17 protein-coding genes are annotated in these 15182 nt (G+C 33.6%); all 17 read right to left on the reverse strand.

Going from position 1 to position 15182, the window contains the following annotated elements:
- Nucleotides 1-5 precede the first annotated feature (5 nt).
- On the reverse strand, nucleotides 6-737 hold the full coding sequence (locus ACX9TM_RS26600; protein ID WP_065381943.1) for a WecB/TagA/CpsF family glycosyltransferase: 732 nt from the start codon (nucleotides 735-737) through the stop codon (nucleotides 6-8).
- Between the two features lie 2 nt (nucleotides 738-739).
- On the reverse strand, nucleotides 740-1777 hold the full coding sequence (locus ACX9TM_RS26605; protein WP_065381931.1) for a CgeB family protein: 1038 nt from the start codon (nucleotides 1775-1777) through the stop codon (nucleotides 740-742).
- Between the two features lie 47 nt (nucleotides 1778-1824).
- The gene (locus tag ACX9TM_RS26610; RefSeq protein ID WP_077393185.1) at nucleotides 1825-3144 is read right to left on the reverse strand and encodes an O-antigen ligase family protein; all 1320 of its coding nucleotides are present in this window, start codon (nucleotides 3142-3144) and stop codon (nucleotides 1825-1827) included.
- A 27-nt stretch (nucleotides 3145-3171) separates the two neighbouring features.
- On the reverse strand, nucleotides 3172-4071 hold the full coding sequence (locus tag ACX9TM_RS26615; protein ID WP_065381930.1) for a glycosyltransferase: 900 nt from the start codon (nucleotides 4069-4071) through the stop codon (nucleotides 3172-3174).
- 47 nt (nucleotides 4072-4118) lie between these two features.
- Nucleotides 4119-4805 carry a sugar transferase gene (locus ACX9TM_RS26620; RefSeq protein WP_065381929.1) on the reverse strand — a complete coding sequence of 229 codons (687 nt, stop codon included), beginning with the start codon at nucleotides 4803-4805 and terminating at the stop codon, nucleotides 4119-4121.
- 17 nt (nucleotides 4806-4822) lie between these two features.
- Nucleotides 4823-5704, reverse strand: coding sequence for a UTP--glucose-1-phosphate uridylyltransferase BpsC (bpsC, locus tag ACX9TM_RS26625; protein WP_065381928.1), 882 nt, complete (start codon nucleotides 5702-5704; stop codon nucleotides 4823-4825).
- A 240-nt stretch (nucleotides 5705-5944) separates the two neighbouring features.
- Nucleotides 5945-6712, reverse strand: coding sequence for a tyrosine-protein phosphatase (locus ACX9TM_RS26630; protein ID WP_065381927.1), 768 nt, complete (start codon nucleotides 6710-6712; stop codon nucleotides 5945-5947).
- A gap of 112 nt (nucleotides 6713-6824) precedes the next feature.
- The gene (locus ACX9TM_RS26635; RefSeq protein ID WP_065381926.1) at nucleotides 6825-7526 is read right to left on the reverse strand and encodes a CpsD/CapB family tyrosine-protein kinase; all 702 of its coding nucleotides are present in this window, start codon (nucleotides 7524-7526) and stop codon (nucleotides 6825-6827) included.
- Nucleotides 7516-8259: a YveK family protein gene (locus tag ACX9TM_RS26640; RefSeq protein ID WP_065381925.1), complete on the reverse strand. Its 744-nt coding sequence runs from the start codon at nucleotides 8257-8259 to the stop codon at nucleotides 7516-7518. Before ACX9TM_RS26640 ends, ACX9TM_RS26635 begins: the two co-directional genes overlap by 11 nt.
- A gap of 258 nt (nucleotides 8260-8517) precedes the next feature.
- The gene (locus tag ACX9TM_RS26645) at nucleotides 8518-9195 is read right to left on the reverse strand and encodes a CpsD/CapB family tyrosine-protein kinase (protein WP_000467956.1); all 678 of its coding nucleotides are present in this window, start codon (nucleotides 9193-9195) and stop codon (nucleotides 8518-8520) included.
- A gap of 344 nt (nucleotides 9196-9539) precedes the next feature.
- A complete protein-coding gene (gene fabZ, locus ACX9TM_RS26650) occupies nucleotides 9540-9974 on the reverse strand; it encodes a 3-hydroxyacyl-ACP dehydratase FabZ (RefSeq protein ID WP_000931959.1) in 435 nt (144 codons plus the stop codon).
- 430 nt (nucleotides 9975-10404) lie between these two features.
- Nucleotides 10405-11406 carry a rod shape-determining protein gene (locus tag ACX9TM_RS26655; protein WP_000457978.1) on the reverse strand — a complete coding sequence of 334 codons (1002 nt, stop codon included), beginning with the start codon at nucleotides 11404-11406 and terminating at the stop codon, nucleotides 10405-10407.
- Between the two features lie 160 nt (nucleotides 11407-11566).
- Nucleotides 11567-11839, reverse strand: coding sequence for a sporulation transcriptional regulator SpoIIID (gene spoIIID / locus ACX9TM_RS26660; RefSeq protein WP_000544012.1), 273 nt, complete (start codon nucleotides 11837-11839; stop codon nucleotides 11567-11569).
- 308 nt (nucleotides 11840-12147) lie between these two features.
- Complete coding sequence (locus tag ACX9TM_RS26665; RefSeq protein ID WP_000008901.1) at nucleotides 12148-12282, reverse strand: hypothetical protein; 135 nt, start codon at nucleotides 12280-12282, stop codon at nucleotides 12148-12150.
- Between the two features lie 141 nt (nucleotides 12283-12423).
- On the reverse strand, nucleotides 12424-13329 hold the full coding sequence (gene spoIIQ, locus ACX9TM_RS26670; RefSeq protein WP_001214926.1) for a stage II sporulation protein SpoIIQ: 906 nt from the start codon (nucleotides 13327-13329) through the stop codon (nucleotides 12424-12426).
- Nucleotides 13330-13491: 162 nt separating this feature from the next.
- The gene (locus tag ACX9TM_RS26675) at nucleotides 13492-14196 is read right to left on the reverse strand and encodes an ABC transporter permease (RefSeq protein WP_047792181.1); all 705 of its coding nucleotides are present in this window, start codon (nucleotides 14194-14196) and stop codon (nucleotides 13492-13494) included.
- A complete protein-coding gene (locus ACX9TM_RS26680; protein ID WP_000170866.1) occupies nucleotides 14196-15038 on the reverse strand; it encodes an ABC transporter ATP-binding protein in 843 nt (280 codons plus the stop codon). The genes ACX9TM_RS26675 and ACX9TM_RS26680 overlap by 1 nt, the downstream gene beginning before the upstream one ends.
- Nucleotides 15039-15182: the final 144 nt, after the last annotated feature.

The raw sequence follows: 15182 nt of genomic DNA on the forward strand, positions 1-15182 counted from the left end.
CCTTTCTATTTGATAAATTTCCCCTTTAAGATATAGATAAAAAATAAAGGTATTCCAATTACATATCTTTTAAATAGCCTTCTCGGTTCAATTAATAATCGAAATAACCACTCTAATTTACAGTTCCTCATCCACTTTGGTGCACGAGTAACTCGCTTTGAATAAAAATCTAAAAATGCCCCTACACCTACTACGACGTTTACGTCTAGCTGAGAAATTTTTTCAGAAATCCAATTTTCTTGCAAAGGTACACCTAATCCTACAATCAAAATATCGGGTTTTTTTTGATTAATATCTTGCAACACATCTGACTCATTACTAAAGAAATAACCATCCTTAACTCCAATGATCTGTAAATTCTTCAAATCGTTTGTTAGATTTTTTCCTGCCTCTTCTGCAACTCCCGGTTTACCGCCTAATAAATATACTGTATAACCTTTTTCTTCAGCGTATCTCAATAAATTTGGAGTGAAATCTGTACCATTCATATTTTGATGAAATTGAAAACCAAATAATTTTGCAGCTATATCTATTCCTATTCCATCATTTAGAACTACATCCGCACTATTTAAATTTTCTTTATACATAGAATCGGTTTGAGCAACATTGAAACAATGTGCATTTAAAAAAAACACCTTTGATTTTATCTTATTTTCTATTCTCTCCCCCAAATAATTAAATACATGTACTTCATCCGTCACTGTAACCTTAATATCACCTATAAAGTTCTCTTTCATTTTCATCCTCTGTTATTCATCTGTTTTAGAAATTCTTCCACCCTATTTTCCATGGATTGTTTATTTACAGTTTTTTCATATGCATTATTTGCAATACGGTTTCTTTCTTTCTCATTCTTTAAATAATATCGTACTTTTTCTACTAAATCGTTAACTTCTTCATATACAATGATATCCTCTTGTATATCATAAAAATCACTTAATCCTTTATTAAAATCTGTTAGCTGAAAAGAGTTGGTTGCTGCAATTTCAAAAGTTCTAGGATTTATCCCATGATGGCCTTCAAAATTTATATTAAGACAAATTTTACTTCTATTATAAAGTTTATTTAACTCTTCAGGCGTAACATTATAATTTTTTACAGCTTTATATAAATATCTATATTTAATCTTTTGATACATATATGTCAATGGCCTTCTTATATTTCCATATTCACCAATAATAATGATTTTTAAATTTTCATCGCATAGTTGCTTAATAAGCCCATTTAATATTTTTTTCCTTTTTGGATATCCATATCCTGCAAAACATATGTCTATATCCTTATCTTCTTGACTTTGCTGATAAGTATTTGAATTATATCCCATCGGTATGTATATCCTCTTATTAACATCCTCAAAGTACTTCTTATCATCTTCTTCAAAACATACCACCTTATAATACATTTCTAAAGATTCTAGTGCTTTAGGAAATCTTGATAATGAGTCCATCATCCATAAAACACATTTTATTTCTGGGATATTTCTCTTAATTTTTAGGAGCGAGTCTTTTAAAATATAATCTCCTCTTATAACAACTAATACCGTTGGTCTATATTTTAATACTTCTTCAACAAATTCATCATTAAAACGTTTTAAATTTTCTTGCTGATATTTATATAACCCTATTTTAGGAAATATCTTATTTTCTAATATTTCTTTCCCACTCTTGTTACGATCTTGATAGGCCATAACATGTGTTTTAAAATTATTATTAGAAAATGCTAATGCTAAAGAAGTATTATAATCATGAAAGTCTGGTCCTACCAGAAATAATTTCATTGTATTTTCCTCCAAAATGATATGCTATATAAAAATTATTAATTATTCTAGTTAGATATCGGACGCTTTATAGACGCTGAATACATTACACTTAAATACCAACAGAACGGTACAGTGTACTGTACTGTTGAAAACGTATTATCTGAAAAAGAATAAATTAATGTCCCTATAACAAAGGAGATGTAATACAGACGTATCTTTTTATCAAGCTCTCTATAAATAAGCCAAAAGGTAAAAATAAAGGTTCCTAATAATAATATTGAGCCCACATAACCTGTTTCATAATAAAAACGTATATATTCATTATGTGGAACAACAAATCCACCAAAAATCGAACCATCGTTCGCTAGTAAAATTGATCCTATTCCCTTACCAAATAATGAAGAATCATGTGCTTTATCAAGAAAGAATTGCCAAGCTTCATCCCTTCCTGATAAATTCAAAACAGTTCCTCCATCTGATTTGCTACGTGCTAGTAATTTATCTTTTTCTAGGATAAACATCGTTATTAACACACCCAGAAAGATCATCAGTGACATTAAATATTTAATTTTCCCTGATAAAAATGCTTTAATATTATCTAAGAAATACACTGAAATTGGTAATATAGTAGCTATTAACGGGCCTCTTGTCCCCGTTAGTAATAATATTAAAAAATTTGTTAAAGCCAATATATAATATCGTTTATGACTTCGTTTCCCTTCAATAAGCGCGACTACAAATGCTATGTATGCAAGCATTGCTAAATGCGCTGGAATATTTGAACCTTGAAACCTCATTACACCTGTATATTCATATGAATAAAATTGGTATACTCCAAGTAACGTTAGTACGCCTCCCACAGAGGCACTAATAATTGGCAAAAGACAAATTAAATTAATTATAGTTTTCCAAGTATATCGTGGCCATCTAATTAGTAGTAGCCCCCAAGGAGTAACTAATCCAATAAATGCTTTCATAATATCAATATATGATAAATTTATTGGCAACTTTGAAAAAATAATACTATTTAATAAAATTATAAAAAAGATAATTGGCAAATATACAAAAGATATATTATATCCCAAACGAAAAATAGCCATTACTATCATTAATAATAGTAATAATTTATATATAGATGCCATATCCAACGGGCCCAAAGAAACATGGATAATATATTGTAAAGATATTGAACTAATGATTAATACAAAATATCCATAATTATCCGGGAATTTTATAATCATCAAAGAAATCACCAAAAATAACATGATTACTATGGGCAATATATAATTTACAGGGGTTAGCACCCCTATAAACGCAATAACAAATAGAGACAATAGTATCCCTCTCATTTGTATGTTATTGTTCAATAAATTTATTTTTATCATTTTTAAATCCCCATATCCATTATGATATTAACTAGATTTCTTGAAAAAATAATTACAAAAGCCTCGTATACTGTTTTGACGACATTGATTTAATAATTTTTCTCCTTCGTCTTGCAAAAAAGGCCCTTTTACACACGTATAGATATATTTCAAGAACATCTCAATTACTGACTTTACATTTTCGGTTCTGTTAGTACACATCAGTTTCTTAGTTACTCCCTGGAAATAAAACCGCTTTAAAACCCAATCTTTTTCTAATCTTTCCACCGGTACAAAGTGTTTCACAACCATATTAGGTATATAACAATATTCCCAATTTTCCTCTTTTAATTTATTAAACAGCCATGTCTCTTCACCAGAAATAAGTGTCGTACCTTTTCTTCCTAGATGAGTAGGGAACTTATATTTTTCTAGTACTGATCTCCTAAATGCCATATTAGCCCCAAAAGGGTATAAATTTCCTGGATATTCTCTTCTTTCTTCCCCTAAATCTACAATTGTATATGAATATTCTAAACCTTCAACCAACCATGAAGGTCTCTCAGTTTCAAACTTAGGGATAATCTTCCCTCCTACAGCATAAACTTCATCATTCACTTCAAAAAACTGAATAATGCTTTCAATCCAATTAGAATCAGGTATTGCATCATCATCTAAAAAAGCAATATACTTACCTTCAGAATGTTCTATAGCTGTATTTCTTGCAAAAGAAAGGCCTTGTCTTTTTTCATTAATATATCGTATTTCATAATTTGCGTTTTGAATAAATTTGGCCACTTCACTTTCAGTATTATCACTTGAATTATTATCAACAATTAATACTTCAGCCTTTTTAATACTATTCAACATTGCTAGTGATTCCATTGTTTCTAAAAGTAACTTCACCCTATTGTATGTACAGATTGCAATAGTTAATTTTTTTTCCATTATGCTACTCTTCTCCTACTTCATAGTTCATTTTTTAGGTACGAAATTTAATACGCATCTTTATCACCCATTATTACATTAAAGGTTTTAAAAATAATAATTAAATCAAATAGAAAACTCATTTTATTGATATAAGTTATATCCAGTTCCACCATATCTTTAAAACTTAAACTACTCCTACCACTCACTTGCCATAATCCAGTGCAACCTGGTACTATCATTAATCGTTGCATATCATATGAATCGTACTCTCTTACTTCTCTAACCAATGGTGGTCTTGGTCCAACTAAGCTCATTTCACCCTTTAAAACATTAATTAGTTGTGGCAATTCATCTAGACTAGTTTTTCGAATAAATTTACCTATCTTTGTCACCCTAGGGTCTTCTTTCATTTTAAACATAGCCCCAGAGACCTCATTATATTTTAGTATATCATTGAGTCTCTCTTCAGCATCTGTAACCATAGAACGAAATTTGTACATATTGAATTCTTTACCGTTTCTTCCGACCCGGATTTGTTTAAAAAGCACAGGACCTTTTGGGTCTTCATATTTAATCATTAGTGATACAATTAAAAAGACGGGAAAGAGTAATAATATTCCACATAGAGCCCCTATACAATCTATACAACGTTTAACTATCCAGTACCCTTTACGTTTATTTAATTTCTCGAGGTCAACTACTAAACTATTCTCTTTCTTTATACCTTCACTTGGCATTTTTACCAGCGTCAAAATAATCCCACCTCACTTTATATATATACGTTTTTTTGGACCAGGATCTCATTCATATATTCAATTAACTCATCTTTTAATTCTTCATGCTGAAGCGCCATTTCAATCGTTGTCTTAATAAATCCAAACTTCTCTCCAACATCATAACGAATCCCCTCAAAATCATACGCAAACACACGTTGAATTTCATTTAAGCGTTGGATCGCATCTGTTAGTTGAATTTCTCCGCCTGCACCTTTCTGTTGGTTATCAAGGAACATAAAGATTTCTGGTGTTAATACGTAGCGCCCCATAATCGCTAAGTTAGATGGTGCTGTTCCTTGAGCTGGCTTTTCAACAAACTGACGCACTTGATAACGACGATCATTTTTTTCAACCGGATCAATAATACCGTAGCGATGTGTTTCATTTTCAGGTACTGTTTGTACACCAATTACGGATGATTGTGTCCCTTCGTATTGATCCATCAATTGACGTAAACAAGGTGTTTCAGCTTGTACTATATCATCACCCAATAATACAGCAAACGGCTCATTTCCAATAAACTTACGTGCACACCATACTGCGTGTCCCAGCCCTTTTGGTTCCTTTTGTCTTATGTAATGAATGTTAATTTTTGAAGACGCTTGTACTTTTTCAAGCATTTCATACTTTCCTTTTTCTAAAAGGCTTTGCTCAAGCTCGAAAGAATGATCAAAGTGGTCCTCAATGGCACGCTTTCCTTTTCCAGTAACAATAATAATATCTTCAATTCCCGACTCAATCGCTTCTTCTACTATGTATTGAATAGTTGGTTTATCAACGATTGGTAACATTTCTTTCGGCATCGCTTTCGTTGCTGGTAAAAACCTCGTCCCAAGACCAGCAGCTGGAATAATTGCTTTTCTTACTTTTTTCAATTTCAGTCCCCCAAATTTATTTATTTATATGTAACAATAACAAAAACCCTACCTATAAATTCATCATAGTTATAACTCCATAGGTAGAGTTTCTGTCATAAATAAATTATGGGCATCTAACCCACCCTCACGTCATACTCCCGACGACAAGCGTCTAAGGTAGGCGCAAAAAAATTTCTACCCACAGCACGATCGAGTGCCCCCGTTGATAACGGTTAGGAGACATCACCAGTTCTTTATTTAAAAAATACCGAACAATTTTTTACGACGAATTTGTTCCGGATCTTCTTTATAAATCGCTTTCCCGCTAATTAATAAGTACGGATTTTCTTTTAGGTCGCTCATAACATTCATTCCAAATTCCTTTTCAATTAATTCATAGCTTTCTGCTAGATAGAATCCTCTTGACGTTGTGTTATGTGCATCTGAAGCGACCATATGCGTTAAATTATGCTCCACAAGTTGTAGTGAAAACTTTTTAATTTTCTTCCCGAACTTTCCTAATAAGCTTCCTGCTGTTACTTGTGTCAGTGCCCCTTTATTAACAAGGTTATATAACTTATCTGGCCGCTCGATTAACTCGGCATTACGTTCCGGGTGAACAATAATTGGAACCATTCCTTTTACACGTAATTCGTATAATAATTGTTCAGCATAACGCGGTACGTGATTCGATGGAAATTCAATGAATATATATTTATTTGTCTCATTTAAAGTAACAACTTTACCAGCTTCATAGTCTTCTAATAAATCACCATATAATCTGACCTCTTGCCCAGGTAAAATAGTAAGTGGGATATTATGTTGTTGTAGTGCATCATTTAGTTGTTTTACTTCATGAATAATTGAAGTACGTTCATTTATATACTTTCCGTTTTGATGGTGTGGTGTAGCAACAATGGTATGTATTCCTTCTGACACGGCTTGTTGTGCCATCACTAAACTATCGGTTACTGTCTGTGCACCGTCATCGATACCAGGTAAAATGTGACAATGTAAATCTATCATTTATTTCATCCTCCCTCTCTCCTATAAAGATCTTTTTTCCCTTGAATATGAGAGATTTCTCATATTCAAGGGAAAAAAGGAGATATGTTTCAACCATATCTCACTCTTTTAATTAGTTTGCACCGTAATAATAATATAAGCCTTCTTCACGTTCACGATCGTTGAGAACAACGCCCAATAATTTACCTTTAGCCGATTCTAACAATCCTTTTGCTTTTACTGCTGTTTCTTTTTCCGTTGCTTCACTACGTACAACAAGAATAGAAGCATCACATACATTTGCCATAATTTGTGCATCGGTAACGGCTAAAATAGGTGGCAAATCGAAAATAACTAAATCGTACATACTGTATGCTTGTCCAAGAAGTTCTTTCATTGATTTCGAACCTAATAATTCTGCTGGATTTGGTGGGATTGGACCACATGCTAAAAAGCCTAGATTGTCTACAGAAGTCGCTTGTATACATTTCTCTAAACGTTCACTATTTGTTAATACGTTGGTTAGTCCAAAAATATTATCTAGTTGGAACATTTGATGCATCGCTGGTTTACGCATATCCGCATCGATTAATAGTACTTTCTTTCCTTGTTGAGCAAATACAACTGCCATATTAGCTGTCGTTGTCGTTTTCCCTTCACTTGGGTTTGCCGATGTTACCATTAACGAATGCAAATTTGTATCAACAGCTGCAAATTCAATATTCGTTCGAATATTACGATATTGCTCTGAAATCGGTGATTTCGGTTGTTGATGAGCAATTAATTGACGACGTTGACGATGATTTTTTTTCTTTTTAAATAAATTAAGAGCCAATTGTTTGTCCCCTCACTTTTCTTGATGATGGAGCGTGTGATTTTACATTCATTGTTTCTTCATCCATACGAGCTACAATACCTAACACTGGTAAACCAAGCACTTTCTCTACATCTTCTTCTTTTTTCACTGTGTTATCTAGGTATTCTAGTAAGAATGCCATTCCAACTGAAGCAATTAGCCCAACTACGAAAGCAATTATTATGTTTAACATCGGATTTGGTTTAATTGGTGCCTGCTTCTCTACAATTTCTGCTTTTGATAATACGGTTACATTATCAATACTCATAATTTTTGCAACTTCATTTTTAAACACTTCTGCAGTGGTATTTGCAATATCACGAGCCATTTTCGGATTTTTATCTTTCGTAGTCACTAATACAACCTGTGAATCTTTTTCATTCGTCACTTCAATTTGCTTGTTTAGTTCTTGCGTTGTTATATTTAGACCTAATTTTTCTTTCACTTGGTCTAAAATAACAGGACTTTTAATGATAACCTTATATGTATTGGTCAATTGAATATTTGTTTGCACTTCATTAAATTGAATAGCTGTCCCCTCTTGTTTCTTCTGATTAACAAGAATCTGTGTCGAAGATTGATAGATTGGTGTCATAATAAAAAAGCTAAAGATAGCACTTACAATAGCTGCACCAAAGGCGATTACGAGGATCATTGCTAAACGTTTTTTTAAGATATGAAATAACTCTTTTAAATTAATTGTTTCTTCCATAAGTTCCTCCAACTTTCTAAAATTTACACATAGGAAAAATTATAACATATAAATCTTACATTTTTTATTTTTAATAATTCAGTTCTATATTTGTTCACAAGAAACAAGTTTAATCTTACAAAATAATCTTAAATATGACAACACATTCCAATGATTTCCCAAAAATTTTATCATATCATGCTTTTTACAATGTATATCTTGATAAATAATTTTCAGAAAACAAAAAAGCCAACAAAAATTTGTTGGCTTTTTCATATTTTAATAATAACCATACTGCTCTTTTTCTTCTCTTTTATCGTTTAAAACGACTCCAAGTAGTTTACCTGATGCTTTATCTAATATTTGTTTCGCTTTTACGATTTTATCTTTTTCTGTCTTTTCACTTCGTACAACGAGTACGATTCCATCACATTTATTTGCAAGTATTTGTGCATCTGTAACCGCAAGGACAGGTGGTGTGTCGATTAATATAATATCAAACATGTTATATGCTTCTAGCAACGCCTCGTCCATTGCCCGGCTCCCTAATAGTTCTGCTGGGTTTGGCGGGATTGGACCTGCTGCCATTAAGTATACGTTCTCTATATCTGTTTTTTGAATGCATTGCATAAGTTTTGCTTGTCCTGATAATAAGTTTGTTAACCCATTTGAACTATGAATGGCAAATAAGTTTTGTATCGTCGGCTTACGCAAGTCAGCTCCAATTAATAAAACTTTCTTTCCTTGTTGTCCGAAAACAACTGCTAAGTTTGAGATTGTTGTTGTTTTCCCATCACCTGGATCTGCTGAAGTAACAATAATAGAACGAACATGGTTATCTACAGATGTAAACTCAATGTTTGTACGAATGTTACGGTATTGTTCTGTAATACGCGATTTAGGCTCTTTATGTGTAATTAATTGTCGTAATGGTTTTCTTTTCTTTCTCCCGAACATATTCATAATCTCCTTTTGTGAAATGCGACATTTCCCTTTTCTCTCTCTTATGCTCGATTTCATACGTCTAATTAATATTCTTGCTGAGTTCCCCACATTTCATCATAATCAATAACATCCTACTTTGTCTTATTTAAGTACCTTAACAATATGACAATGGCCTTATTTCTTTATTACCTTTATCACTTATCCTGTTTTCTAGATAAATAATAAAGTAAGTATATGGTAATTACCATCTATTTACAAGATATTTTCTGATTAGTTTGTATATTATCGTTTCATCGTTATATAACAGAAATTAAAAAATCCCCTTGTCTTTTCACAAGGAGATTTTTTAGTACTATCTATTCTTTTTTATCACCAATCGCAAATGTAATTTCTGCCTCACATGCAACTTCACCATCTACTGTTGCGATTGCTTTTCCTTTTCCAATTGGGCCGCGTACGCGTGTCATTTCTACTTCTAGACGAAGCTGATCACCTGGTCGTACTTGTTTTTTGAAACGGCAATTGTCGATACCTGCAAAGAAAGCAAGTCTTCCGCGGTTTTCTTCTTTCTTTAATACTGCAACTGCTCCGACTTGTGCTAATGCTTCTACAATAAGTACACCAGGCATAACTGCATAGTCAGGGAAGTGTCCGTTAAAGAATTCTTCGTTTGCGGATACATTTTTAATCCCAACCGCTCTTTTACCTTCATCTACTTCTAATATTTTATCAACAAGTAAAAATGGATAGCGGTGAGGAATGATTTCTTTAATTTGTTCTATATTTAGCATGTAACAATCGCCCCTTTTGTAATATTGGTCTTACCACTTGGACATATTGCTATTATCCCATTTTGTTTATTGTTTGTCATTACAAAGTAACATTTTATATTTAGTACAACTTCCTAAAAAAAAATGCACACACTCTATTCCATTAAAATAGTTGCACATTTTTGCAACTGACACGGAGGTGGAAAGGAGTGTATGCCCAAATTAGGGAAAGGCAATATGTATTGAAACATTATTTGCCTTAATGTCGTATTCGACTCATTATATTATAAACGTTTTCAATTAAGGAAATATTAAATTTAACCATATATATGAATATTTTACCTGTTTCCTTCACATTTCTCTATTTTCCTTCCATTTTCGCAAAAAATCAAAATAAAAAAATATAAAAACGAAAAAAAAGAACTAAGGCGTCAGCCTTAGTTCTTTCAAATTATCTCAAAGCACGCTTTGGTAATCTATCGATATTCTCTAACATAATACCTGTACCAACCGCAACGCAGTGCATTGGGTTTTCAGCAATTAATACTGGTACTTTTAGTTCTTCTGCTAAAAGCATGTCGATACCGTGTAGTAAAGCTCCACCGCCTGTTAGAATAACACCGCGGTCGATGATATCTGCAGATAATTCTGGTGGTGTGCGCTCTAATACGCCTTTTGCAGCTTGTACAATAACAGCTGCATTTTCTTTTAATGCTTCTGTAATTTCTTCAGAGCATACTGTAATTGTACGTGGTAAGCCTGTTACCATGTCACGTCCGCGAATTTCAAGCTCTTCGCTACGTGCACCTGGGAATACTGTACCAACTTTAATTTTAATATCTTCTGAAGTACGTTCTCCGATTAATAGCTTATACTTACGTTTAATATAGTTTAAGATCTCCATATCAAACTTATCGCCAGCCATTTTGATAGAGGAAGAGGTAACAATATCACCCATAGATAGTACAGCGATATCTGTTGTACCTCCACCAATATCAACAACCATGTTACCGCTTGGTTGGAAGATTTCCATACCAGCACCAACTGCGGCTACTTTTGGTTCTTCTTCTAAAAATACTGTTTTACCACCTGAACGTTCAGCAGCTTCACGAATTGCTTTTTGTTCTACTGATGTAATATTTGTTGGACAACAAATTAAAATACGAGGTTTTGAAAAGAAGCTCTTTACGTCCAATTTGTTAATGAAATACTTTAACATTGCTTCTGTAATTTCGAAGTCTGCGATTACACCATCTTTAAGTGGACGAATTGCTACAATATTACCCGGTGTACGTCCCACCATGCTTCTCGCTTCTTCACCTACTGCTAATACTTTACCACTATTACGATCAATTGCCACAACAGATGGCTCATTTAATACAATACCCTTACCTTTAACATGAATTAATACGTTAGCCGTACCTAGGTCAATTCCGATATCTCGCGCAAACATTCCCGTTTTTTCCTCCTCGATATTCAAAATCAGGTTACACCCGAATTCTTTTCACCTAATTTCTGATTTTATCATAAATTTAACAGAAACGTAATATTCGCAAAAAGAATTCTTCTGAAAAATATTACCGAATGTGAACGGAATGTTTGCTACTGTAACATTATTGACGTACAGGCTTCTCTACATCTTCTTTTCTATACTTTTGCTTTGTTGCTTCTCCACCTCTTAAATGACGAATAGACTTATGGTAATCAAGAATTTCTTTCACTTCATTTGCGAGCTCTGGATTAATTTCTGGTAGACGTTCTGTTAAATCTTTATGGACTGTACTCTTTGATACCCCAAATTCCTTTGCAATGACACGCACTGTCTTTCTTGTCTCCACGATATACTTACCAATCTTGATAGTTCTCTCTTTGATGTAATCGTGCACACCACTCGCCTCCCTAATTTGGATGTGAGAAGGGTGAAATGAGCCTCGCTGCATACGACTAAGAAGTAAGTGTGAGTGCTGTTTGTAAGCGTTAAACATTCTTGGATTTATAATGAAATGATTCACGATTTCTCACCTCAAACACTCTCTTTGCTTTGGTTTATACCATTGTATTGCCCGCACTACTGATATATGCTACATGTTCACTATTTTTGCGGACTAAGTTAAGAAAAATTACGTTTTTTTGTGAGAAATACGTTAAAACTAACTATTATAGCGAAAAAAAATGACACCTTATATATAAGGCGTCATTCTTCTCTTTCAAACTCTTCTTCTAATAATTGATGGTGGGGAACCTCTTTCTTACCGGCAATATAATAATATAAAGTAAATAAAACAAACAATAAAATAATAGCAGTCGACAGAACAAATAAAAATGACACAGTATCCCCTCCCTTTTGTAATATATATTCGAGAATCTCGTCATTTTTCCTTGTTTTTGCAACTTTTTTCTCGAAATTGAGTATTTTTATATAAAAATAAAAAAATCAGCTCCCCTAGTGGGAACTGATTTTTTCACTTTCTTATTCTTGTGAAGAAGAATCGTTAGATGATTCTGTAGAACCATTTGTTGATTTTTCTTCTTTCTTCGGTTCTTCTTTTTTGTCACTAGTTGAACCGCTTGTTGATTTCTCTTCTTTTTGAGACTTGTCTTCTGTTTTACTTTCTGGTTTCGTGCTCGTTGACTTCTCTTCTTTTTGAGATTTGTCATCAGCTTTTTTACCAGAAGCATTCGTAGCCTTTGCAGCACCTGCATCAGCTTTAATTTCTGTTACTGATTTATTTAAGTAACGTTCAGGGTTCACAGCCACATTGTCTTTACGTACTTCAAAGTGAACGTGAGAGCCTGCCTCTTTATTCATTGCACTTAGACCGGATGTTCCTAATACTTCACCTTGTGCAACTCTTGCACCTTTTTCTACTTTCACACTGCCTAAGCTTTGATAAGATACCGCTACACCATTTCCACTATCAACTGTTACAACATAACCAAGAAGTGAATCTTTTTCAGCTTTCGTTACTGTACCACTTAAAGCAGCAGCAACATTGAATTCTTTTCCATTCTTCGCAGCAATGTCAATTCCTTTGTTCGGGGAATATGTGTTGTTATAAAAGACAAGTGCTTTTTCTTGTTCCGCCTCAGTTGCTGCATCTTCATAGAATTTCTTTTGTACGACTACTTCCGCATTCGCGGCAGCTGGCATTTTCACTACTTCTGAAGATTTCGTTACTGGTACTGCTGGATCTTCCGATTGTGTATACGGTGTTGCTTGATCGTGGTTTGGAGTCTTCTTCGGATTAGCTCCTTGGAACCATAGCGCAACCATTAAGATTACCGCTGCACAAGCAATGTATAGTGCCGGAAACACCCATCTTTTTTGAAATAAATGTACTACCTTTTGCGACTTTTTATTATTTCTTCCTCGCATTCCATCATCACCTCAGCAATCATTTTGAACAATATTCACGTATCCTATACAACGTATAACTAATTACTTTTCGACAAAATCTGTAAAAATATGTATAAGAACTGTAAAATTTCCGAGGAAATGATAGAAAAAAGAAAAAACTGAGCACTTTTAGCTCAGTTTTTAGTCTAATTGTTTCTTTTTATATACGATTAAACATACAACGAGCGATATAATAAGCCAAACTGCAACATTTAATACATGCCCACTAATACTACTAAATCCCGACCCACCTACTAAGCTTTTAAGTGCTTTCACAATATGAGATGTTGGAAGATATCCAATCATCGTCTTAATTACTTTATTTTCAACCATTGGCTCAAACTGTACAGCCAAATACATCGTCATTAATATCGGCATTCCAATTATTGATGTTTGTGGTACAGAAGATGCAAGTAATCCGATCATTGTTCCAAGTACGATAAACAAAATAGTTCCGCATAAGAATATCAATCCTACCAATGGAAGGTTAATATTTAACTGATCTAAAATGAATAAATTTGCAATACAAATGACCATCGTCAGACCCGAGGTTAATAAACTCTTTCCAAGTAGAACTTCAACCGAAGATGCCGGTGATAGCATTAATACACGCAATGTATGTTTTTCTTTTTCTTCTGCAATTACCATAGATTGAACAAAGCCTGCGACAAATAGGAAGGCCGTTATAGTAGTAATACCTAACATTTCCTTTCCCACTCCAAATCTGCTAAACAAAAATGAAAGTATAATTGGTAAAAATGCCATTAACAACACTTGTGAATTTGTCTTAAAATCTTGTACTTCTTTTCTAAAAATAGCTGATACACGTCTCATTGAAAATGTCATTATAATCCCCTCCCAGTAACTTCAATAAAAATATCGCCTAGCGTTGGTTCGTGTGAATGAATAGATAACAGTTCGCCCTTTTTCATCCATTCTGAAATACGATTTGCGCCTAATTCATCTTTTTGCACTACTTCTTTTCGTTTACCTTTTAATACGACCTCTATTTGATCCTTAGCGTATTGTAAGCGCAGGTTCTCTGGCGTATCGAGTGCTACAATTTCTCCGCCACAAAGGAAGGCAATGCGGTTACAAAGCGTTTCTGCTTCATCCATGTTGTGAGTCGTTAAGAAAATCGTCGTTCCTTCTTCATTTAAGTCTTTTAAGATTTTATGAATGTTTTGTACGTTTACTGGATCAAGTGCAGATGTTGGTTCATCTAAGAAGAGGATATCTGGTTTATGAAGGATTGCTCTCGCTAGTGTGACGCGTTGCTTCATTCCCTTTGATAATTTCTTTACTGGTGTTTTTTTATCATCTAATAAATTTACTTGTGTTAGTACTTCATCGATTCGTTCTTTTTTGCAATCGTATAAGTCACAAAATAATAGTAAGTTATCATAAATGCTAAGTCTTTCATATAAGCCGCTGTTATCTGTTAAAATACCAATTCGTTTGTAATCGATGCTACTTGGTCCTGTAATATCTTTCCCTAATACTCTTACCGTTCCAACACTATGAAGCAATTGAGAAGTTAAAATTTTTACTGTTGTCGTCTTACCAGATCCACTCGGTCCGAGGAATCCGAATATCTCTCCTTGCTTCACCTCAATATTTACATTTCGAAGTGCCGTTTTTCCACTGAAACTTTTCATTACATCTTTCATTTCAATTGCCAATGTCATTTCTTCATCCCCTTTGTTTTTCTTCTTTATAGATGAAAGTCGCTTTAGCGCTTTTCGTTCGTTTGTTTCGCTTTTCTTGACTCAATCATATGAAAAACAAAGGGGAGGCGCATTAAAATACCGGTAAAAGGAGTATTTTTACCG

The organism is Bacillus sp. LH1, from assembly GCF_057924895.1.